Origin of the sequence: Caulobacter sp. 602-1 (assembly GCF_003931565.1) — a bacterium.
In the GTDB taxonomy this organism is placed as follows: domain Bacteria; phylum Pseudomonadota; class Alphaproteobacteria; order Caulobacterales; family Caulobacteraceae; genus Caulobacter.
The window spans coordinates 87,861-109,207 of sequence record NZ_RRYI01000002.1 but is presented as its reverse complement, the minus strand read 5'-3'; the positions used below and the strand labels follow the sequence as shown (position 1 = coordinate 109,207).

18 protein-coding genes and 1 pseudogene are annotated in these 21,347 nt (G+C 68.8%); 10 read left to right on the top strand and 9 right to left on the bottom strand.

Annotated features, from left to right (window positions below; all coding sequences use genetic code 11):
* Window positions 1–5: 5 nt before the first annotated feature.
* Window positions 6–416, bottom strand: coding sequence for a DUF983 domain-containing protein (locus EIK80_RS05270; RefSeq protein WP_125155945.1), 411 nt, complete (start codon window positions 414–416; stop codon window positions 6–8).
* Window positions 417–466: 50 nt separating this feature from the next.
* On the opposite strand from EIK80_RS05270, the gene EIK80_RS05265 reads away from it, so the two are divergent.
* Window positions 467–1,831: a PLP-dependent aminotransferase family protein gene (locus EIK80_RS05265; protein WP_199743389.1), complete on the top strand. Its 1,365-nt coding sequence runs from the start codon at window positions 467–469 to the stop codon at window positions 1,829–1,831.
* Here EIK80_RS05265 and EIK80_RS05260 read toward each other — a convergent pair.
* Window positions 1,821–2,726 (bottom strand): LysR substrate-binding domain-containing protein, encoded by a 906-nt coding sequence (locus EIK80_RS05260; protein ID WP_125155943.1) that lies wholly within the window; start codon window positions 2,724–2,726, stop codon window positions 1,821–1,823. The genes EIK80_RS05265 and EIK80_RS05260 overlap by 11 nt on opposite strands.
* Window positions 2,727–2,843: 117 nt before the next feature.
* On the opposite strand from EIK80_RS05260, the gene EIK80_RS05255 reads away from it, so the two are divergent.
* On the top strand, window positions 2,844–3,599 hold the full coding sequence (locus tag EIK80_RS05255; RefSeq protein ID WP_125155942.1) for an SDR family NAD(P)-dependent oxidoreductase: 756 nt from the start codon (window positions 2,844–2,846) through the stop codon (window positions 3,597–3,599).
* Window positions 3,600–3,610: 11 nt separating this feature from the next.
* The gene (locus EIK80_RS05250) at window positions 3,611–3,973 is read left to right on the top strand and encodes a nuclear transport factor 2 family protein (RefSeq protein ID WP_125155941.1); all 363 of its coding nucleotides are present in this window, start codon (window positions 3,611–3,613) and stop codon (window positions 3,971–3,973) included.
* Window positions 3,974–3,996: 23 nt separating this feature from the next.
* On the opposite strand, the gene EIK80_RS05245 is transcribed toward EIK80_RS05250, so the two are convergent.
* Both EIK80_RS05245 and EIK80_RS05240 read right to left on the bottom strand, forming a co-directional pair.
* Window positions 3,997–4,197 carry a hypothetical protein gene (locus EIK80_RS05245; protein WP_125155940.1) on the bottom strand — a complete coding sequence of 67 codons (201 nt, stop codon included), beginning with the start codon at window positions 4,195–4,197 and terminating at the stop codon, window positions 3,997–3,999.
* A 63-nt stretch (window positions 4,198–4,260) separates the two neighbouring features.
* Complete coding sequence (locus EIK80_RS05240; protein WP_125155939.1) at window positions 4,261–4,893, bottom strand: TetR/AcrR family transcriptional regulator; 633 nt, start codon at window positions 4,891–4,893, stop codon at window positions 4,261–4,263.
* 76 nt (window positions 4,894–4,969) lie between these two features.
* Between EIK80_RS05240 and EIK80_RS05235 the strand changes: the two genes are divergently transcribed.
* The 7 genes and pseudogenes from EIK80_RS05235 to EIK80_RS05210 all read left to right on the top strand — a co-directional run bounded on the left by EIK80_RS05235 (window position 4,970) and on the right by EIK80_RS05210 (window position 13,696).
* Window positions 4,970–6,058, top strand: coding sequence for an efflux RND transporter periplasmic adaptor subunit (locus tag EIK80_RS05235; protein ID WP_199743388.1), 1,089 nt, complete (start codon window positions 4,970–4,972; stop codon window positions 6,056–6,058).
* 3 nt (window positions 6,059–6,061) lie between these two features.
* Window positions 6,062–9,130 carry an efflux RND transporter permease subunit gene (locus EIK80_RS05230; protein ID WP_125155937.1) on the top strand — a complete coding sequence of 1,023 codons (3,069 nt, stop codon included), beginning with the start codon at window positions 6,062–6,064 and terminating at the stop codon, window positions 9,128–9,130.
* A 112-nt stretch (window positions 9,131–9,242) separates the two neighbouring features.
* Complete coding sequence (locus EIK80_RS05225; protein ID WP_125155936.1) at window positions 9,243–10,094, top strand: DUF4238 domain-containing protein; 852 nt, start codon at window positions 9,243–9,245, stop codon at window positions 10,092–10,094.
* A gap of 107 nt (window positions 10,095–10,201) precedes the next feature.
* Window positions 10,202–11,833 (top strand): NAD(P)/FAD-dependent oxidoreductase, encoded by a 1,632-nt coding sequence (locus EIK80_RS05220; RefSeq protein ID WP_125155935.1) that lies wholly within the window; start codon window positions 10,202–10,204, stop codon window positions 11,831–11,833.
* Window positions 11,834–11,870: 37 nt separating this feature from the next.
* A pseudogene (locus tag EIK80_RS26605) lies at window positions 11,871–11,951 on the top strand (hypothetical protein); the annotation flags it as partial.
* Between the two features lie 3 nt (window positions 11,952–11,954).
* Window positions 11,955–13,097 (top strand): aromatic ring-hydroxylating dioxygenase subunit alpha, encoded by a 1,143-nt coding sequence (locus EIK80_RS05215; RefSeq protein WP_125155934.1) that lies wholly within the window; start codon window positions 11,955–11,957, stop codon window positions 13,095–13,097.
* An 11-nt stretch (window positions 13,098–13,108) separates the two neighbouring features.
* The gene (locus tag EIK80_RS05210) at window positions 13,109–13,696 is read left to right on the top strand and encodes a TetR/AcrR family transcriptional regulator (protein WP_125155933.1); all 588 of its coding nucleotides are present in this window, start codon (window positions 13,109–13,111) and stop codon (window positions 13,694–13,696) included.
* On the opposite strand, the gene EIK80_RS05205 is transcribed toward EIK80_RS05210, so the two are convergent.
* From EIK80_RS05205 to EIK80_RS05185, 5 genes are all read right to left on the bottom strand, one after another.
* Entirely contained in the window at window positions 13,693–13,932 is a 240-nt protein-coding gene (locus EIK80_RS05205; protein WP_125155932.1) for a hypothetical protein, read from the bottom strand. The two genes, EIK80_RS05210 and EIK80_RS05205, sit on opposite strands and share 4 nt — an antisense overlap.
* Before the next feature lie 139 nt (window positions 13,933–14,071).
* Entirely contained in the window at window positions 14,072–15,352 is a 1,281-nt protein-coding gene (locus tag EIK80_RS05200; RefSeq protein ID WP_125155931.1) for an amidohydrolase family protein, read from the bottom strand.
* Window positions 15,349–16,674, bottom strand: coding sequence for an amino acid permease (locus EIK80_RS05195; RefSeq protein ID WP_125155930.1), 1,326 nt, complete (start codon window positions 16,672–16,674; stop codon window positions 15,349–15,351). Before EIK80_RS05195 ends, EIK80_RS05200 begins: the two co-directional genes overlap by 4 nt.
* A 70-nt stretch (window positions 16,675–16,744) precedes the next feature.
* A complete protein-coding gene (locus EIK80_RS05190; protein ID WP_125155929.1) occupies window positions 16,745–19,114 on the bottom strand; it encodes a TonB-dependent receptor in 2,370 nt (789 codons plus the stop codon).
* A gap of 130 nt (window positions 19,115–19,244) precedes the next feature.
* A complete protein-coding gene (locus EIK80_RS05185; protein WP_125155928.1) occupies window positions 19,245–21,269 on the bottom strand; it encodes a tetratricopeptide repeat-containing sulfotransferase family protein in 2,025 nt (674 codons plus the stop codon).
* Window positions 21,270–21,347 lie beyond the last annotated feature (78 nt).

Below are 21,347 nucleotides of genomic sequence, written 5' to 3'. Positions count from 1 at the left end.
GCCCCTTAGAGCCGCCGCGAGTCGAAGTCGTGGCGGCCCAGGCTCTCGAAGCGGCCTTCCTCGGCCTTGTTGATATATTGCGAGGCGACCAGCCAGCTCTTCACCGGGCGCAGGGTCGCCAGGCAGCCGATGATCAGGGCGGGGAACACCGTCACCAGATGCACCCACAGCGGCGGGTGATAGGCCACCTCGACCCAGGCGAAGATGCCGATCACCACGATGCCGATGCCGCTCATCACGAAGAAGGCGGGGCCGTCGGCCGGATCGGCGAAGCTGTAGTCCAGGCCGCAGCGATCGCATTTCGGCGCCAGCTTCAGGAAGCCGCCGAACAGCTTGCCTTCGCCGCAGCGCGGGCAGCAGCACTTGAAGCCGGCCTCGATTGGCGTCGGCGAGTCGTAAACTTCATAGTCGGCCATCGGAGGCCCCTTCCTACAATCGCAGGATTGTTCCATACATTGTGCGATCAATGTATGGATATCGAGCCATGTCCGCAACTAAGGGATCACCGAATCCGGCCGCCGCATGGTTGCGCCGTATCGAGACCCTGGATGGTCCCGCCTATCGCCGCCTCGCCACGGCGCTCGAGCAGGCCGTGGCCGAAGGCGAGCTGCAGGCCGGCGACCAGATTCCGGCCCAGCGCGAGGTCGCCCGGCTGGTCGGGATCGACTTCACCACGGTGACCCGCGCCTACGCCCTGGCCCGCGAGCGGGGGCTGATCGAGGGAACCGCCGGGCGCGGCACCTTCATCCGCTCCCGCGCGGTCGAGGACGAGGCGGGGTTGGTCGACCTGTCGATGAACCTGCCGCCGCCGCCGGCGGGACTGAACCTTGGCGCTCTGCTGCGCGAGGCGACCGGCGCGATCCTGGCTCGCACCGATCCGGCGACCTTGATGGCCTACCACCCGGGCGCGGGCTCCCTGGCCCAGCGCGCGGCCGGCGCGGCCTGGCTGGCTCCAAGCCTCGGCGAGGTCGATCCCGCGCGGGTGATCGTCGCCAGCGGCGCCCAGACGGCGTTGTCGGCCCTGCTGGACCATCTGACGACGCCGGGAGACACGATCCTGGCCGAGGCTTTCGCCTATCCGGGCCTGCTGGCCACCGCCGCCCGGCGCGGCCTGACCGTTGTAGCCTGCCCGATGGACGCCGAAGGGCTGGAGCCCGAAGCTCTGGATCGGCTGATCGCCCGGCATCGCCCGCGCCTGCTGTGCTGCACCCCGACCTTCCAGAACCCGACGGCGGCGACCATGGGTCTGGCGCGGCGCGACGCGGTCGTGGCGATCGCCCGCGCGGCCGGCGTGACCATCCTCGAGGACGACGCCTATGGCCTCTTGCCGACCGCGCCCCTCCCCGCTCTCGCCGCCCTGTGGCCCGAGGGCGTGTTCCATATCGCCACGACCGCCAAGGCGCTCTCGCCCGGCCTGCGCCTGGCCTATATCGTCGCGCCACCGGGGCAGGCGGAAGGCGCGGCCCAGGCCCTCCACGCCATCGCCCAGATGCCCGCGCCGCTGATGGCGGCCGTGGTGACCCACTGGATCCGCGACGGCGTCGCGACCCGCATCCTGGAGGGCGTGCGCGAGGAAGCCGTCGCCCGCCGCGCCCTCGCGGCCGAGCTGCTGCCGGCGGCGCTGGGCGGGCCCGAGAGCCTGCACGTCTGGCTGCCCGGCGCGACCGCGACGCCGGCCGCCAGGGATCGCGGCCTGGCTCTGGTCGGGGCCGAGGCCTTTCGGGCGCCGGGCGCGGTCGGCGAGGGTCTGCGGGTCTCGCTCGGCGCCGCGGCCAAGCGGGCGACCTTGAGCCGGGCGCTGACGGAGCTGGAAGCCCTGACTAGTCGGTGATCCCACCGCGCCGGAACGCGTCCGCCAGCTGATCGATCAGCGCGCGCACCGACGGCGGCAGACCGCGCCGCGTGGTGAAGACCACGTGGACGATGCCGACCCGGCTGCTCCAGTCGGGGAACACCCGCACCAGCCGCCCGGCTTCCAGCAGGTCGCGGCAAGCGTGATCCGGCAGGAAGGCCACGCCCAGGCCGGCGGCGGCGGCGTCGCGCAGGGCCCCGAAGTCGCCGCAGGTCATGCGCGGCGTGTGCTTGACCGTCCGCGCCTCGCCGTCGGCGTCGAGCAACTCCCATTCCAGTTCGCCGATCTGGTCGGTGGGGCTGAGGGTCGGCAGGTCAGACAGCGCCGCCAGCGGCTGGCCGGCGCAACGCATGGCCAGCTTGGGATCGGCCACCAGGATGCGGGTCGAGCGGCCCAGGGTGCGCAGGGTCAGGGCGGCGTCGGTGTCCAGCGTCAGGCGCACGCGGATGGCCAGGTCGATCCGCTCGGCGATCAGGTCCACCGGCCGATCGACGGCCACGATCTGCAGCCGCACCTTCGGATAGCGCGCCATATAGGCCTGGAAGGTCGGCGACAGCGCCTCGACCAGACCGACCGGACAGCTGCAGCGCACCAGCCCATGCGGCTCGCTCAGCGCCTCGGCGACCACGGCGTCGGCCTGCTGGGCGTCGAGCATCAGCAGGCGGCAGCGCTCGTGGAAGGCCTGACCGACCTCGGTCACCCGGAAGCGGCGGGTCGAGCGCTCGATCAGCCGCACGCCCAGCCGCGCCTCGAGGGCGGCGATCCGACGGCTGAGGGTCGACTTCGGCTGGCGCAGCGCCCGGCCCGCCGCCGCGAAGCCGCCGTGCGCCACCACCTCGGCGAACAGAACGTAGTCGTTGAGGTCGACGGCCATGGATTGTCTCACCAATGGAACGCTGAAAGCCGATTTACCCGTCTACTCCGCTTTTCGTCCCGATCACATGTTGTTTTCACCGACGGACGAGCCGCCGGCTCAACAAGGATGAAGACGATGAACAAGACTTTCGAGGGCAAGGTGGTCGTGGTCACCGGCGGGGCCAGCGGCATCGGCCTGGCCACGGCCAAGCGCTTTTCCGAGCTCGGCGCCGCGGTTTACGTGACCGGCCGCCGCGAGGCCGAACTGGCCGCCGCCGTGAAGGCGATCGGCGGCGACGTGACCGGCGTGCAGGGCGACGCCTCCAAGCTGGCCGATCTCGACACGCTGTACGACACCGTCCAGCGGCGCCACGCCCATATCGACGTGCTGGTGCCCAACGCCGGCGGCGGGTCGATGCTGCCGCTGGGCGCGATCACTGAAGAGCACTACGAGGACACCTTCGGCCGCAACGTGAAGGGCGTGATCTTCACCGTGCAGAAGGCCCTGCCCTTGCTGCGCGACGGCGGCGCGATCGTGCTGATCGGCTCGACGGCGGGCTCGGACGGCACGCCGGCGTTCAGCGTCTACGGCGCCAGCAAGGCCGCGGTGCGCAACCTGGCGCGCGGCTGGACGAACGACCTCAAGGACCGCCAGATCCGCGTCAATGTCGTCTCGCCGGGGCCGATCAAGACGCCGGGCCTGGTCGAGCTGGCCGGTCCGGACGCCGCCGCCCAGCAGGGCCTGCTCGACGCCATGGCCAGCCAGATCCCGCTGGGCCGCGTCGGCGACCCGTCCGAGATCGCCAAGGCCGTCACCTTCCTGGCGTCCAGCGACGCCTCGTTCATCGCCGGCGCCGAGCTGTTCGTCGACGGCGGCATGACCCAGGTCTGAGGAGACTTCAGATGACCATCGAACAACTGCTGACCCGCAACCTGCACGAGGTGTTCGGCGAGGGCGATCCGGCCCGCCGCCGGGCCGCGATCGACGAACTCTACGCCGAGGATGCGGTATTCTACGGCCCGGATGGCGAGGGTCACCACGGCCGCGAGGCGATCGACAGGATCGCCGGCGTCATCCGAGCCTCGCACCCGACCTTCGCCTATACCGAGACCTCGCCCGCCCAGGCCAGCCATGACGCCGGTCGACTGTCGTGGGTCTCGGGTCCGGTCGGCGAGCCGCCGCGCTATGCCGGCCACGACTTCATCCTTGTCCGCGACGGCCGGATCGCGGTGATCTACGTCTTCCTCGACGGCGAGGACAAATAGCCGACAGAGGGCGGCGTCTGGCCTCAGAACTCGGCGTCGTCCTCGCCCTCTTCGCCTTCACCCTCGCCGCCCATGGCGTTCTCGAGGCTGTCGATGATGTCGTCCATCTGGTCGGGGGTGATCGAGACGTAGAGCGACTCGCCGCCGATGGCCGAGACCAGCAGGCGGTAGCCGTCGTCGGTCTCCTGCAGGCTGAACGATTGGAGCGGCAGGAGCTGGGCCATGGGGATCCTTCCCGAAAGAGCGAGGCGCTCACTTAGAGGTCCGAGCCTTCTACTTCAACGCCCCTACTTGAGCGCGCCTCTGCGCAGCATGGCCACATGGGTGGCGATCAACGTCTCGCGTTCGATCCAGGGAAATTCCGGCCGGGCGATCAGCAGCGAGACCAGGCCGTGCAGCCCGGCCCACAGCGACTGGGTCGCGGCCATCACGTCGTCGCCGGCCATCAGCCCGCCGGCGTGCAGCTCGCCGACCATCTCGACGAACACCTGGAAGACTTCCTTGCCGGCGGCCATCGGCTTTCCGCCGGTCTTTTCCAGAAACGAGCCGTCGATGCTTTTCTCCAGCATGAAGGCCACTCGGTAGGCGTCGGGATGGTCGAGGCCGAAGTCGATATAGACCCGCAGGCAGCGATCGAAATTCTCGGTGGTCGGGGTGTAGCCGACCCGCGCGTCGGCCATCCGCTGGCCCAGGATCGCGAAGGCCCGCACGCACAGCTCGGCGGCGATATCGTCCTTGGTGGTGAAATAGGCGTAGAGGGCCGGCTGCGAGATGCCGGCGATCTCGGCGATCTGGCGGGTCGAGACCGCGTGGACGCCCTTCTGGGCGAACAGGCTCTGGGCGGCGTCGAGGATTTCCTCGCGGCGCTCGGCGCCATGGCCCTTGGGTTTACGCGGGGAACGCGTTTGGGGAGACTTCATCGACGGTCGTTGACCACTGCTATCCAAGCTTGACAAGCCCTCGCTATCGATCACTGATAACTTATCATCGATCGATTTGGAACAGCTTATGTGGCGAACACCGCTCCCTCCCCTGGCGGCGCTGCTGATGACGACGGCGCTGGCGGCCTGTGACGGCAAGGCCAGGACCGAGGCGACGACGCCGCCGACTCCGGTCGAGGCCGCCCGCGTCGCCGCCCCCGGCGCGGCGGGTTCGGTGACGGGAGCTGGCACGCTGGAGCGTCGCCGCGAGATGGCGCTGTCCTTCCGCATCCCCGGCGTGCTGACGGCCATGAAGGTCGAGGCCGGCGACCGCGTCTCGGCCGGCCAGCTGGTCGCCGCCATCGACCCGGCCGGGGTCGACGCTCGTCAGCAGCAGACCATGGCCGACCTGGAGCGCGCCCGCCGCGACATCGAGCGCGACAAGACCCTGTTCGAGAAGGGCTATGTCAGCCGCCAGCGCATCGACGATCGTACGAGCGCGCTGAAAGCCGCCCAGGCCGCCTATGACGCCGCCCGCTTCGACCGCCGCTGGGCCAGCCTCGTTTCGCCGGCCTCGGGCGTGGTGCTGGAGCGTCGCGCCCAGGCGGGCGAGGTCGTCGCGGCCGGCCAGGTGGTGGCGCGGATCGCCGATCTCTCCAGTCCGCTGGTCCTGCGCCTGCCGCTCTCGGCGCGGGAAGCCGCGCGGGTGCGGGTCGGCGATGTGGCGCGGGTTCGGGTCGAGGACCTCGCGGAGCAGACCCTGTCCGGTCGCGTCACCCGCGTCGGCGAGGCCGCCGACACCCGCACCGGCGCCATCAGCGTCGAGATCGAGCTCTCCGCCCCGCCCGCCGCCCTGCGCAGCGGCCAGGTCGCCCACGCCACGCTGTCGGTTCGCACCGCGCCGGGCGCCACGACGGCCTATGCCCGCATCCCCGCCGAGGCGGTGCTGGAGGCCAACGGCCAGCGCGCCTTCGTCTACCGGTTCGACCACGGCAAGGCCCGGCGCATGGCCGTCGGCTTCGGCGGCTTCGACGGCGACGACGCCCTGGTCTCGGGCCTGCCCGACGGCGCCCAGGTGATCACGGCCGGGGCCGGCTTCGTCGCCGATGGCGAGGCCGTGCGAGTCATCGATCCCAAGCGTCTCGACGCCTCCAGGGGTCAGTAAGCCGTGAAGTTCGATCTCGCGACCTTCGCCGTCCGTCGCTGGCAGTTCACCCTGGTCGCCTTCGGCCTGCTGATCATGCTGGGGATCAACGCCTTCAACAACGTGCCGCGCTCGGAAGACCCGCACTTCCCGACGCCGATCGTCATCGTCCGCGCGGTGCTGCCCGGCGCCGAGCCGTCGGAGATCGAGCAGCTGATCGTCGACCCGATCGAGGACGCCGTCGACGGCCTCGACGACATCGACAAGGTCGAGTCGACCGCCGTGGACGGCTCGGCCATCATCCGCGTCCACTTCACCTGGGACGTCGACACCGAGCGCAAGTTCGACCAGGTGGTGCGCGAGGTGAACGCCATCCGCGGCAACCTGCCGGCCGGCGTCCAGCGGCTGGAGATCGAGCGGATCCGCACCACCGAGGTGTCGATCGTCCAGGTCGCCCTCACCTCCGACATCCTGCCGATGCGCCGCCTGGAGAAGACCGCCGACCGGCTGCGCGAGCGGCTGGACCGAGTGCCGGGCGTGCGCGAGGCCAAGTACTGGGGCGCGCCGCCGTCCGAGGTGCAGGTCACGCTGGATCTCGCCCGCCTGTCGGCCCTGAAGCTGCCGCCCACCGCCGTCGTCGACGCCCTGAAGTCGGCCGGCGCCGAGGCGCCGATCGGCGCGGTCCAGGCCGGAGAGCGGCGCTTCAACGTCAAGTCCGGCGGGGCCTTCCACGATCTGGCCACCATCGGCGACACGCCCGTCCGCTCGCTGGGCGGCCAGGTCACCCGCGTGCGCGACGTCGCCCAGGTGGCCTGGGCCCAGGCCGAGCCGACCCACCTGACCCGCTTCAACGGCAAGCGCGCCATCTTCCTGACCGTCAACCAGAAGGACGGCCAGGACGTCGCCAAGATCACCAAGGGCGTGCAACGGGTGCTGGACGACTACGAGAAGACCCTGCCCGCCGGGGTGAAGATGGAGCGCGGCTTCGTCCAGGCCGAGAACGTCAAGCATCGGCTGAACAACCTGTTCCGCGATTTCGGCATCGCCCTGTGCCTCGTCCTGATCACCCTGCTGCCGCTGGGGCCGCGCGCCGGCCTGGTGGTGATGGTGTCGATCCCGCTTTCCCTGCTGATCGGCCTGACCATGCTGCAGGCGCTGGGCTTCACCCTGAACCAGCTGTCGATCGCCGGCTTCGTGCTGGCCCTGGGCCTGCTGGTCGACGACAGCATCGTCATCACCGAGAACATCGCCCGCCGGGTGCGCGAGGGCGAGGACCGGGTCGACGCGGCGATCAACGGCACCCGCCAGATCAGCCTGGCGGTGCTGGGCTGCACGGCGACGCTGATGCTGGCCTTCCTGCCGCTGATGGCCCTGCCGGCCGGCTCGGGGGCCTATATCAAGTCGCTGCCGGTGACGGTGCTGTGCACCATCGCCGCCTCGCTCTTCGTGTCGATGACCATCATCCCGTTCCTGGCCAGCCGCCTGCTGGACAAGCACTCCGATCCCGAGGGCAACGCCCTGCTGCGGGCGGTCAACAACGGCATCCATCGCTTCTATCGGCCTGTGCTGCACCGCGCCCTGGCCCGGCCGTGGGTGGCCATGGCCATCCTGCTGGCCATCTGCCTGACCACCTTCCCGCTGGTGAAACTGGTCGGCTCGTCGCTGTTCCCGGCCGCCGAGACGCCGCAGTTCCTGATCCGCATCGAGACGCCCGACGGGACGTCCCTGGCCCGCACCGACCAGGTGCTGCGCTATGTCGAGCAGCGCGTCCGCGCCGAGCCGGACGTCATCTGGGAAGCCGCCAACCTTGGCCGCGGCAACCCGCAGATCTTCTACAACAAGAGCCAGCGCGAGAGCGCCACGACCTTCGCCGAGGTGTTCGTCAGCCTCAAGCGCTGGGAGCCGGGCCGTAGCGAGCAGGTGCTGGACCGCCTGCGCAAGGCCTTCGCCGACTATCCCGGCGCGCGGATCAGCGTGCAGACCTTCGAGAACGGCCCGCCGATCGACGCGCCGGTCGCCGTGCGCGTCACGGGGCAGAACCTCGAGGTGCTGAAGGCCCTGGCCGCCCGGGCCGAGGCGATCCTGAAGGCCACGCCCGGAACCCGCGACGTCACCAACCCCGTCCGCCTGGACCGCACCGACCTCGACCTCGGCGTCGACGAGGCCAAGGCCGCCGCCCTGGGCGTCCAGGCCGGCGCCACGCGGCGCATCGCCCGCCTGGCCCTGTCCGGCGAGGAAACCGCCCGCTTCCGCGACCCGGACGGCGACGACTACGCGGTCAAGGTGCGGCTGCCGATGGCCCAGGCCGACGGCGCGGCGCGCAATCCGCTCTCGGCCCTGAAGGGGGTCTATGTCCCGACCGCCGACGGCCTGGCCGCGCCGCTGGACGCCATCGCCACCCCCCGCCTGAAGTCCAGCCCCTCGCGCATCGACCGCTTCGACCGCGAGCGGACCGTGACCGTCAGCGCCTGGGTCCGCACCGGCTTCCTGGCCTCGGGCGTGACCCAGGACGCCCTGGCCCGGCTGAACAAGGACCTGCCGCTGCCGCCGGGCTATCGCCTGTCGCTGGGCGGCGAGGCCGAGGCCGCGTCGGAAAGCTTCGCCGGCCTTGGCGCGGCGGTGCTGGTGGCGGTGTTCGGGATCCTGGCCGTGCTGGTCCTGGAGTTCCAGAAGTTCAAGACCGCCCTGGTCGTGGCCGGCATCATCCCGTTCGGGGTGTTCGGCGCGGTGCTGGCCCTGGCCCTGACCGGCTATTCGCTGTCGTTCACCGCCACGATCGGCGTGATCGCCCTGATCGGCATCGAGATCAAGAACTCGATCCTGCTGGTCGACTTCACCGAACAGCTGCGCCGCGAGGGCATGAACCTGCACGACGCCATCGAGAAGGCCGGCGAGGTCCGCTTCCTGCCGGTGCTGCTGACCTCGGTGACGGCTATCGGCGGGCTGCTGCCGCTGGCCCTGGAGCGGTCGGGCCTCTACTCGCCCCTGGCCATCGCCATCATCGGCGGGCTGATCACCTCGACGCTGCTGAGCCGGGTGGCGACGCCGGTGATGTACTGGCTGACGGCGCGGGGCAAGGCGGAGGGGGCTTAGGAGCTCAGCACAGCATCCCTGGCTTACGCGAGAGCTTGCCATTCGCGGCCACTCGCGGCGTCGATCCAAATGTCGCGCTCACGCGCTGGTGACTCAGGCTCTAGATACCGGCATGCGCAATCACTTCGTCCCTCAATTCCTCCAGCGTCCATGGACCGACAGCAGCGGCGAGCTTCAGGTCTTCCGGATGAAGTCCGGACGGTTCGAGACATACCGGCAGGTGCCGAAGGGCAACGGCTACTTGGAAGACATGCTGTCGCTTACGCGCGACAAAGTCGCCGGCATGGACAAACACGCCATCGAGAAGGTTGTGCTTCAGTCAGTAGATAATGACGCGAGCAAGGTGCGAGACAAGCTAGAGGCTGGACAACTCGGTGTGCTGACCATCGAGGAACGGTCCGCGTGGGTGCGCTTCATCATGTCTCTACAACTGCGCCAGCCAAGCACCGTCTTGTATCTGAGGAGCGAGTCAGAAGCTTTGCTGAGGAAATCCTTGGCCGAGCAGCCTGATGAATACGATGCCATCGCCATGCCGGGGGCACCGGCCACGCTGGAGGAGTGGACGGAAAAGCACTTCCCCGGCGCGATTGAGAACTTCGGCCTTTCGTTCTTCCATGAGCTGCTCAACGACCAGGGCATAGGCAATAAATTGTTGCGACTGCGCTGGTGGGTCTGGGATTTTAGCGTGTGCAGACATCACCTACTACTCGCCGACTGTCCCTGCACCTTCGCCGGCGGTATCGACAATCCCAATCTCGCAGTGATTTTGCCGATTTCGCCCACAAAGGCGTTCATGGCCACGCGTGGAGAGTTAACTGCGGACGCACTACGGAAAGCCGATCCAAAACTGCTGCTGGGCCGACTGAACGATGCAAGTACGAAGCAGGCGACTGAGCGTGTCTTCGCGCGAGATGCCTCGCCTCGTCGGTTTATCGAGAACCGGTGGCCAGCGGCTACTGCGTAGCCGATAGGAACGTGAGCGGCATGGCACCTAACCAGAGGCCCGCCCGCCGCTTGCCTATTGTACGATCGTATAGCAACCTCTCCGCCTATTCTGGGGAGAGCGACACCATGGCCGAAACCACCACCCGCGACGCCGTGATCATCGGCGGCGGCCACAACGGCCTGGTCTGCGCCTTCTACCTGGCCAAGGCCGGGCTGAAGGTCACGGTCTGCGAGGCGCGCGGCGTGGTCGGCGGGGCGGCGGTGACCGAGGAATTCCACCCCGGCTTCCGCAACTCCGTGGCCAGCTACACGGTCAGCCTGCTGAACCCGCGGGTGATCGCCGACATGGGCCTGCACGACTACGGCCTGACCTTCCTGGAACGGCCGATCTCGAACTTCCTGCCGATCAGCGACGAGCGCTATCTGAAGCTGGGCGGCGGACTGGAGCGCACCCAGGAAGCGTTCCGCAAGTTCAGCTATCGCGACGCCGAGGTGCTGCCGGCCTACTACGCCATGCTGGACGAGATCGGCGACGTGCTGCGCGACTTCGCCCAGGAGACGCCGCCGAACCTGGGCGACGGCCTGCCCGGCGCGCTGCGAGCCTTGCGCCAGGGCGGTCGCCTGGCCATGCTTTCCCGGCAGAGGAAGCGCGACCTCTTGGACCTGTTCACCAAGAGCGCCCGCGACGTGCTGGACGGCTGGTTCGAGAGCGACGCGGTCAAGGCCGCCTTCGGCTTCGACGCCGTGGTCGGCAACTTCGCCAGCCCGGACTCGCCGGGATCGGCCTATGTGCTGCTGCACCACACCTTCGGCGAGGTGAATGGCAAGAAGGGCGCCTGGGGCCACGCGGTCGGCGGCATGGGCTCCATCACCCAGGCGATGGCGAAGGCGTGCGAGGCGGCGGGCGTCGAGATCCTGCTGAACGCGCCGGTCGAGGGCGTCCATATCGACGGCGCTAAAGCAGTCGGCGTGCAACTGGTCGACGGCCGCCAGATCATGGCCCCGATCGTCAGCGCCAATGTCAATCCGGCCCTACTGTACAAAAAGCTGGTCCCGCCGTCGGCCCTGACCGCCGACTTCCGCAAGACGGTCGACGGCTACAAGAACGGCTCGGGCACCTTCCGGATGAACGTGGCGCTGTCGGAGCTGCCCAGCTTCACCTGCCTGCCCGGCAAGGACGCCGCCGAGCACCACCAGTCGGGCATCGTGATCGCCCCCAGCCTCGACTACATGGACGCGGCCTATCGCGACGCCAAGGCGGACGGGATCAGCAAGGCTCCGATCGTCGAGATGCTGATCCCCTCGACCATCGACACCTCCCTCGCCCCTCCGGGCCAGCACGTGGCCAGCCTGTTCTGCCAGCAGTTCGCGCCGGAACTGCCGAACGGCCGGTCGTGGGACGATGAGCGCGAAGCCGCCGCCGACCTGATCGTCGACACGGTCGAGCGCTGGGCGCCGGGCTTCAAGGCCTCGGTGCTGGGCCGCACGATCCTGTCGCCGCTGGATCTGGAGCGGAAGTTCGGCCTGATCGGCGGCGACATCATGCACGGCCACATGTCGCTGGATCAGCTGTGGGCGACCCGCCCGTTCCTGGGCCACGCCAGCCACCGCGCGCCGATCAAGGGCCTCTACATGTGCGGCGCGGGCGCGCATCCCGGCGGCGGGGTGTCGGGCAATCCAGGGCGGAACGCGGCGCGGGAGATCCTGCGCGACAAGGACTTCGCCACGGCGGTCAAGCTGTCGGTGGTGGGGCGATGACCATGCCTGGCACTGGCCCCTACCTGACCGCTTCGCGGTCGTCCGCCCCCGAAGGGGGCAGAAGGAAGCCCGCGACCTTCTTCCCCCTCCGGGGGAGGAGCGCGCAGCGCGGAGGGGGCCAGTGACCGCCATCCCCAACGACGACCCCCAGGCCGACTGGGGCCTGCCCGGCTGGATCTACGGCTCCGAGCGCTTCTTTCGCGAGGAGCAGGACAAGATCTTCCGGCCGTCGTGGCAGATCGTTTGTCACCTGAACGACATCCCGAAGGCCGGCGACTTCCACACCTTCGACTTCGTCGGCGAGAGCCTGGTGGTCTTGCGCGGCAAGGACGGCGGGGTGCGCGCCTTCGCCAATGTCTGCCGCCACCGGGGTGCGCGGCTGCTGGACGGCCCGGTCGGCCGCTGCGGCGGGCGGATCGTCTGCCCCTACCACGCCTGGACCTACGACCTGGAAGGCCGGCTGATCGGCGTGCCGATGCGCGACGACTATCCGGCGCTGGACATGGCCAAGGAGGGCCTGGCCACGATCGAGACCGAGATCTGGCGTGGCTTCGTCTTCGTGCGGATCGAGGGCGAAGGCCCCTCGGTGGCCACGATGATGGCCCCCTACGAGGATGAGGTCGCCCACTACCGCTTCGAGGACCTGCAGCCGTTCGGCCGCGTGACGCTGCGGCCGCGCACGGTCAATTGGAAGAACATCAGCGACAACTATTCGGACGGGCTGCACATCCCCGTCGCCCACCCGGGCCTGACGCGGCTGTTCGGCAAGGGCTACGGCGTCGAGGCCCACACCTTCGTCGACAAGATGTGGGGCCAGCTGATCGACGAGCCGTCGGAGAGCCCGTCCGAGCGCCTGTACCAGGACCTCCTGCCCGACGTTCCGCACCTGCCCGGCGACCGCAAGCGGCTGTGGACCTATTTCAAGCTCTGGCCGAACTTCGCCTTCGACATCTATCCGGACCAGGTGGACTTCATGCAGTTCATCCCGATCTCGGCCACGGAGACGATGATCCGCGAGATCGCCTACGCCCTTCCCGACGAGCGGCGCGAGATGAAGGCGGCGCGCTATCTGAACTGGCGCATCAACCGGCAGGTCAACGCCGAGGACACCGAGCTGGTGGCCCGCGTGCAGCAGGGCATGGCCTCACGCACCTTCACGGCCGGACCGCTGGCGACCAGCGAAGTGTCCTTGCGCAGCTTCGGCCGCAAGATGCGGGCGCTGATCCCGGAGGCTCGGATGGCAAGGCCGCCGGAGGGGTGGTGAGGGAGGGCTAGATCTTGCGCGCCGCCTTCACCCGCGAGACCGCCGACGTCCGCCGGCAAGCGCTCGTGGCCGCCGCCGAGACCGTGCTGGCGCGCGAAGGCGTCGGCGGAACCTCGGTGCGCGCGATCTGCGCCGAGGCCGGCGTCTCGCCGGGTCTGCTGCGGCACTATTTCGAGGGTGTCGACGAGCTTATCGCGGCGGCCTACGAGGCCGTCAGCCAGCGGATCGACGCGGCGCTGGACGCGGCGCTCGAGACCGCCGGCCCGACGCCGCGCGAGCGTCTGCTGGGCTATCTCGGCGCCAGCTTCGCGCCGCCGGTGCTGGATCCGCGTCTGCTGGCCGCCTGGATCGGGTTCTGGAGCCTGGTGAAGACCAAGCCGCGCATCGCCGCGATCCACGCGGCGTCCTACGCGGACTTCCGGGCGCGTCTGGAAAAGTTGCTGAGCGAGGCGAACGTGACCGACACCCGCCTGGCCGCCATCGCCCTGACGGCGACCGTCGACGGCCTGTGGCTGGAGCTGTGCCTGGACCCAGCCACCTTCAGCCCGGAAGAGGCGCGCGCGGTCGTGACGCGCGCTCTGGAGAGCTGGCTGGCTTAAGCCGCAGCCGCCTGGTGCGCCGCGCGGTTGCGGCCCCACGAAGGCGTGCGGACTTCCGGCTCGTCGACGTGGACCTGGGCCTTGCGGCCCTGCTCGCGCATGTGGCGGGCCAGCAGCTGGGCCAGGGCCTCGGCTTCGTGCTGCGAGGAATAGCAGCCGATCAGTTCGGCCGAGTCGTTCCAGGTCACATGCCACACACCGGCGACCGGGCGGACATAGTAGTGATTCTCGGTCATGGAGACCTCCTTGGACGTACTCAACGTGTGACTAACCACGTCGACATGACAGTTGTTTCGCTATCGCACAATCAAATTGCGTTGCGATGCACAATGCATGGTCCGGGCCACGGTCGACTGTGCCGAATTTCACAGCGGGCTAGGGGCCGTCCTTCACGACCGCCCCGCCCTTCATGACCTTGGGAATCCGGGTCAGGATCCCGATGTCCGCCAGCGGGTCGCCGGACACCGCGATCAGGTCGGCGTAGCAGCCGGCCGCGTCGCAGCCGACCTTGCCGGTCTTGCCCATCAGCTCGGCCGCTACGGTCGTGGCCGACTGGATCGCCTGCATCGGCGTCATGCCGTACTTGACCATATAGGGCAGCTGGCGGGCGTTGAGACCGTGCGGATAGACGCCGGAGTCGGTGCCGTAGGCGATCTTGACCCCGACCTTCACCGCCTTGCGGAAGCCCTCGCGCTGGGCCTCGGTGGTCTCAAAGTTCTTGCGAAGGGTCTCGGCGGGCCAGCCGTGGGCCTTGCCGTATTCGTCGATCCAGTCGCCGTCATAGATGTCGGCCACCAGATACACGCCCTTGGCCTTCATCATGGCGATGGCCTCGTCGTCCATCAGCGAGCCGTGCTCGATCGAGCGGACGCCGGCCCGCATGGCGACCTTCATGCCCTCGGCCCCGTGGGCGTGGGCGGTGGCGTAGGTCCCGCGCTTGGCGGCCTCCTCGACGGCGGCGCGGATCTCGTCTTCGGAGAGCTCCAGCTGGCCCGGTTCGGTGCCGACGGTCAGCACCGCGCCGGTGGCGATCAGTTTCAAAAAGTCGGCCTTGTGGGCCAGGATGTTGGCCGCCTTGCGGTGGGTGTCGGCGGCGTCCTCCACGACCCCGACCCGCATCTCGGCCGGGATGCCGACGTCGGCGGCGATGCCGGTCACCTCCCCGCCGCCGCCGGGGACGGTGATATAGGCGCCGGCCACCGACATGCGCGGACCCGGGACGAGACCGTTGTTGATCGCGTCGCGCAGCGCCACGTCGCCGAACGCGCGCCAGGTCCCGACATCGCGCACACTGGTGAAGCCGGCCATCAGGGTCTTGCGGGCGTGATCGGCGGCGATGAACGACTGGTAGGCGGCCGTGGTCAGCAGCGGCTCGGCGATGTTCTCGGTCTGCTCCTGGTCGACCAGATGGGTGTGCATGTCGATCAGGCCGGGCAGGACGGTCAGCTTGCTCCAATCCGTCAGCGGGCCGTCCGTCGGCGCCGTTTTCCAGGGCGTGACGGCGGTGATCGTCTCGCCCTCGACGCGGATCAACTGGTCGGTCAGCACCTTGCCGGCCCGCGGGTCGATCAGCTTGCCGGCGCGGACATAGGAGACCTGGGCGCTGGCGATGGTGGGGACCAGGACGGCCAGCAGGGCGAGGGAGGCGAGCTTCACGAGACAGTCTCCGGAAGAGCGGAACGCGCCGCGCGGGCGGTGAGAACGCGGACAGGCAGGCCGACCAGCAGCAGCACGACGCCCCACAGCGTGGCCTGGGCGCCGGCGCCATAGAGCGTCCAGGCCGAATAGACCGCCGCCACGATGGCCAGCGCGGTCAGGAGCATCGAGGCGTCCATCCGATGCTTCTGTTGCAGTCGCAACGCCGCCAGGGCGCTGAACAGATAGGCGAACAGGCTGGCCGAGGTGGCCAGCAGGGCGATGAAGGTGAACAGGTCGGCCATCGACTTGGCGTAGTTCATCAGCACGAGGATGGTCAGCAAGACGCTGGACAGGACATGGGCCCGCACGGGCGTTCCGCGCTTGCCGGCCTTGCCCAGCCAGGCGGGGAAGACCCCGTCGATCGCCATGGCGTAGGGCATCTCGCCCTGCAGCAGCACCCAGCCGTTCAGGGCGCCGAAGGCGCTGATCGCGGCGAAGGCGGCCAGAACCAACCGCAGGTCGCCGCCGCCGTGATAGCCGACGAAGTCGGCGAACGGGGCGTTGGAGCCTTTCAGCAGGTCGGCGGGCGACAGCAGCACCACCGCCGAGCAGACGACGAGATAGATCAGCCCCGTGAAGGCCGTGCCGTAGAGGGTGGCGCGCGGGATGGTTCGGGTCGGCTCATGCACCTTGTCGGCGGGCACGGTGGCCGATTCCAACCCCAGCAGGGCCCACAGGGTCAGGGTCGCGGCGGCGGTGATCCCGCCGGCCGACAATTGCGACGGCTCGAACGGCGTCACGGCCGCCCCGCCCCTGCGCGCCAGGATCACGGCCGCCAGGCCCGCCACCGCCACCAGCGGAAGCAGCTTCAGGATCGTCGCGACCACCTGCAGCCGCCCGGCCGACCTGGAGCCCCAGCAGTTGACCGCCGTCAGCGCCCAGACCACGGCGACGGTGACCAGCGCGGCCAGCCCCGGAACCTTGGCCAGCGCCGGAAAGAACACCGACAGATAGCTGACCCCACCGGTGGCGATGGCCGCGTTGCCGACCCACAGCGAGATCCAGTAGGCCCAGGCGACCATGAAGCCGGCCGTCGGTCCGAACGCTTCCTGCGTGTAGGCCAGCGGTCCGCCGGCGCGGGGAAAGGCCTCGGCCAGGCGCGCGAAGACGAAGGCCAGGCACAGGGCGCCGCCGATGGTCACCAGCCAGGCGATGACGGCGTTCCAGCCATAGGGCGCCAGCGAGGCCGGCAACATGAAGACGCCCGAGCCGATCATGTTGCCCACGACCAGGGCCGTGCACATCCACAGGCCCAGCGGACGGGCGCTCGACGACGCCATGGATCCCCCTAACGCAAAGCGAAAAGGGGCGGCCTCTCGCGGACCGCCCCCCTACTCACCCCACCACCAACTAGAACGTCTTGCCGAGCCTGACCCCGATGGTCCGGGGCTGGTTCGGAACGATGTAGTACTGGGTTCCGCAGACGCTTTCGGCGCACTCGGCGTAGCGGTTCAGGCTGGCCCGCTTGTCGAAGGCGTTCTTCAGATAGATCGAGATCGACAGGCCGTCCTTGTCGATCCCGCTCGAGAAGTCGGCGGTCGTATAGCCCTTCTGCCGGCCGATGATGTTGCGCTCGACGATCCGCAGGTCGGTCCAGTTGCCAGACTGGCCGACGACCGAGCCCTGGGCGAAGGCGTCCCAGTCGGCAAGGCTGAACTCGTAGCGCGCCGTCAGGTTGGCCTTGTACTTCGGCGTGACCGGCAGGACCGTGCCATCGGGCGCCTGTGGCGAGGCGCAGGTGGTGACCGGATTGCCATCGGCGTCGGTGAAGCCGCAGTAATTGGCCGTCAGCTTGGCGTCGGTATAGGCGGCCGAGGCGTTGATCGTGAAGCCGTGGACCGGGACCCAGGTGATGTCGCTTTCCACGCCCTTGATGCGGGCCTGGTTGGCGTTCTTGATCTCGGTGAGGCCGTTGGCGCCCAGGATCGAGAACTGGAAGTTCTTCCAGTCCTCCATGAACACCGCGCCGTTCCAGCGGAAGCTGTTGTTCAGCCAGGTGGTCTTCCAGCCGGCCTCGTAGTTCTTCAGATAGTCGGCCTGATAGGGCGGCAGGGTCGAGCGGCGATTGATGCCGCCCGGACGGAAGCCCTTCGAGTAGGTCGCATAGATCAGCTTGGAGCCGTCGAACTTGTAGGTCAGCGTCACCTTGGGAACGTTGCCGCTTTCCTTGACGCCCTTGTCCAGGTTCGTACAGGGCGAGCCCGGGACCACGGCCGGCTTGAAGCAGGCCTTTTCGCCGGTCGAGCCATAGCCGGCGCCGTAGCCGTAGAAGCCGACCAGGGTGTTGTGCGCCTTGAAGAAGCGTAGCCCGGCGGTCAGCATCAGCTTGTCGGTGATGTCGTACTCGGCCTGGCCGAACACGGCCTTGTCCCGGTCGACCCGATTCTGCTTGGTCAGCCAGACGGTGCCGACATAGCCCGGCACCGACAGGTCGCTGCCCAGGCCGTCGATCTTGTAGTTCTGGAAGATCTCGTGCTTCTGCTTCTGGTAGAAGCCGCCGACCACGAACCGCAGCTTCTGATCCTGCGGCGAGGCGATGCGGATCTCGTGGCTTTCCTTGCGGTAGTGATCCTGGCCCTGGATGTACTGGGACGGGTTCACCAGGTTGCCGGCGTTGTCCGTCCAGTAGAAGCCGTAGCCGACCTGGTCGTAGAAGTACGAGTAGTCGGTGTAGTCCGAATTGGTGACGTCGTTCCGCTTCAGGTACGAGCCGGCATAGGTGACGTCGAGATTGGCGATCTGGCCCTCGATGGTCATCGCCGCCTGGACCCACTTGTCCTTGGCGCTTTCCGGATAGAAGTGCGTGACCTTGAGGTCGCCGACCTTGGGATCGAAGGCGAACAGGCCGCCCGACTTCTGCACCTGGCCCATGACCGTGGGCGTGATCACCCAGTTGTCGTTGACCTCGATGCGCAGGGCCGCGCGGCCGCCCTGGGTGTAGACGCGGTTGTAGTTTTTCCGGACCCGGGCCTGATTGTTGATCGTGTAGTCGTTGGTCGGATCGGAGTCGCCGCGGTCGTAGGTGCGCGTGCCGGCCACGTTGTCGATATAGCCGGCGTCGCGGACGTCCCAGCCGACCAGGCGCACGGCGATCTTGTCGGACAGCGGGACGTTGACGAAGCCCTCCACCGTGTGGCCCGTGCCGCCGTGATCGACCTTGTTGGCCTCGACGTCGACGCCGGCCGAGAAGCCGGCGGTCGTCGGCTTGTTGGTGATGATCCGCAGGGTGCCGGCCTGGGAGCTGGCGCCGTAGAGGGTGCCCTGCGGCCCGGCCAGGGCCTCGACCCGGGCGACGTCATAGACGTGGATGTCCAGCGCGCCCTGGATGGTGGTGACCGGCTGTTCGTCCAGATAGACGCCGACGCTGGGCAGCGAGCCGGAGTGGTTGCCATCGCCGCCGCTGGCCACGCCGCGCATATAGACCTGACCGAAGCCGGGCCCCGAGGTCGTGAACGACACGCTGGGCAGGTACTTCACATAGTCGACGAAGGCCGAGACCTGCAGCTGTTCCAGCTTCTCGCCGCCCAGCGCCTGGATGCTTACGGGCACGTCCTGCAGATTTTCACTGCGCTTCTGCGCGGTGACGACCACCTCTTCCAGAGCGGTCGACGATTGCGGCGCCTGCGCCTGGGCGTAGGCCACGGTGGTGAACATGGTGGTGGCGAACAAGGCGGCGGAACAGACGCCCGCCTTCTTCAAACGAACCGATCCCAACGACATACAGTCGCTCCCCTTACGGCTTTGAAGGAACGACGTTCGACCCGCCTCAAGCGTCCGGCAAGATTGGAAATTTCAGTTTGATGTCAATTCCTTGAAGTGTTGCACAAATGGCAAGGCGCGACGGAGATGGTCAAATAACGGGCGCGTTCGGATAGGCGTCGAGGACCGGCCCCAATGCCTGCTTGAGGGGGTCCAGGTGCGATTCGAATTTCTGCCAGTGCTCGACCGCGTCCTTGAAGATCGGGCGGCGGACCTGCTCTGAACTGGCGGTGCGGACGGCGCGGTCGTTCTCGTGCGGCGACAGGCAAGCGGCCTCGAACGGCAGGCCGCAATGATCCAGCAGGGCGCGGATCTCCCGCTCCGGGTCCTCGATCAACGCCTCGTAGATCACCCGGTGCACGCGGCCCGGCAGCACGGCGTCGAAATGCGCCATCAGCCCCACATAGTCGGCGTAGTAGCGGCCGATGTCGGTCAGGTCGTAGGTGAAGCCCTGCCCGCGGGCGAAGTGCTGCTTGAAGCCCGAGAAGCAGCAGCCCAGCGGATGCCGGCGCGCGTCGATGATCTTGGCGTTCGGCAGGATCAGGTGGATCAGTCCGGCGTGCGCGAAGTTGTTGGGCATCTTGTCGATGAAGAACGGCCGGTCGGTCTTGCGCTGGACGCGGGTGCGCTCAAGGAATTCCTCGCCCAGCGCCTTCAGCGCCTCGGGCGACAGGTCGGCCAGCACTTCCGGATAGATCGAGTCGGCGCGGTTGGCGGTCTTGCCGCCCAGACGCCGGGCCATGACGATCAGGTCGGGCAGCTCCATCGTGCCCTCGACCATCGAGTGACTGGCCAGGATCTGCTCCACCAGGGTCGAGCCCGAGCGCGGCAGGCCGACCACGAATATCGGATCGGGCGCCGGGCAACCCTGCCCCGCCCGCGCCGCCACGAAGGCCGGGGTGAACACCGCCTTGGTGCGGGCGGCGTCGGCGGCGTTCTCCTCGGGATCATAGGCCAGCTGCTTCCGGCGGATCGCCGCGCCCTCGGCGTAGCGCGCGAACGCCTCGTCCCAACGGCCGGCGTCTTCGAACGCCTTGCCCAGGGCGTAGTGCAGATGCAGGCGGTCGTCTTCCGGCAGGTCCTCGCTCGCCAGGGCCGCCGCCATGGCCTCGAGATCGGCGTCGGTGAACTTGACCGTCTTCAGGTTGGCGAGACTCCACCAGGCCTCGCCCATGGTCGGCAGCAGGGCCAGGGCCTGGCGATAGGCCGCGACGCTGTCGGCCTGGCGCCCCACGGTCTTGAGGGCGTGGCCGTAGCTCATCCAGCCCTTGGGCTGGTTGGGATAATCGACCAGCACCCGCTCGTAGATCGCGATCGCCTTCTGGTACTCGCCCAGCCGCGCCAGGATCGCCGCGCGCAGGTTGGCATAGCCCGGATGGCGCTCGTCCTTGGCGGTCAGGGTCTCGATCTCGGCCAGAGCCTCGGCGTTCTTGTTCTGGCGATAGAGGACGGTCGCCAGGTTGTGACGGGCGCCGGCGAAGCCGGGCGCGATCTCGACACAGCGCGCCAGCAGAACCTCCGCGTCAGGATAGCGGCCCTGGCGCGACAGGGTCTCGGCCAGCATGCGCAGGGCCGCCGGCTCGTCGGGACGGGTCGCCAGCAGGCCGCGCAGGATCGTCTCGGCCTCGGCCAGCTTCTCGTCGATCATGGCGGCGGCGGCGTTCATCAGCAGCGGATCGCGCACGCCGCCCTTGATCTGGCGGTCGCGGGCGGCCTCGGCGCCCTCGTCGTCGCCGAGACGCCGCAGCACCTCGGCCAGGCCGCGCCAGGCCTCGGTGTTCTGGGCGTCGGCGGCGAGGCTGCGCTTGAACGCGGCGGCGGCGGCGCGGTCGTGGCCGCGCGCGGCCAGGGTCAGGCCATGCTCCAGCTGAATCTCGGGCGCGGCGGGAAAGGCGCGGGCCAGCGGATCGATCGTCCGCAGCGCCGCGTCGACCTCCTCGGCCAGACGCAGGGCCGTGGCCAGCAGCAGGGTCGCTCCGGCGTGACGCGGCACGGCCTCGAGGATCGCCCGCGCCTGCTCGGCCGCCAGCCTCGGGTCCACCTCCAGCAGCCGTTGCGCGTGCGCCATGGCCGTGGCGAGGCCGCCGGTCGGCGCGGAGGAGGTGGTGGCGGACATACGGAACCCGAACTTCTCAAGAGCGACGATCGGAGGACGCCCCGCGCCGCTTGTCAATCGGACGGGCGCTTCGGCCCG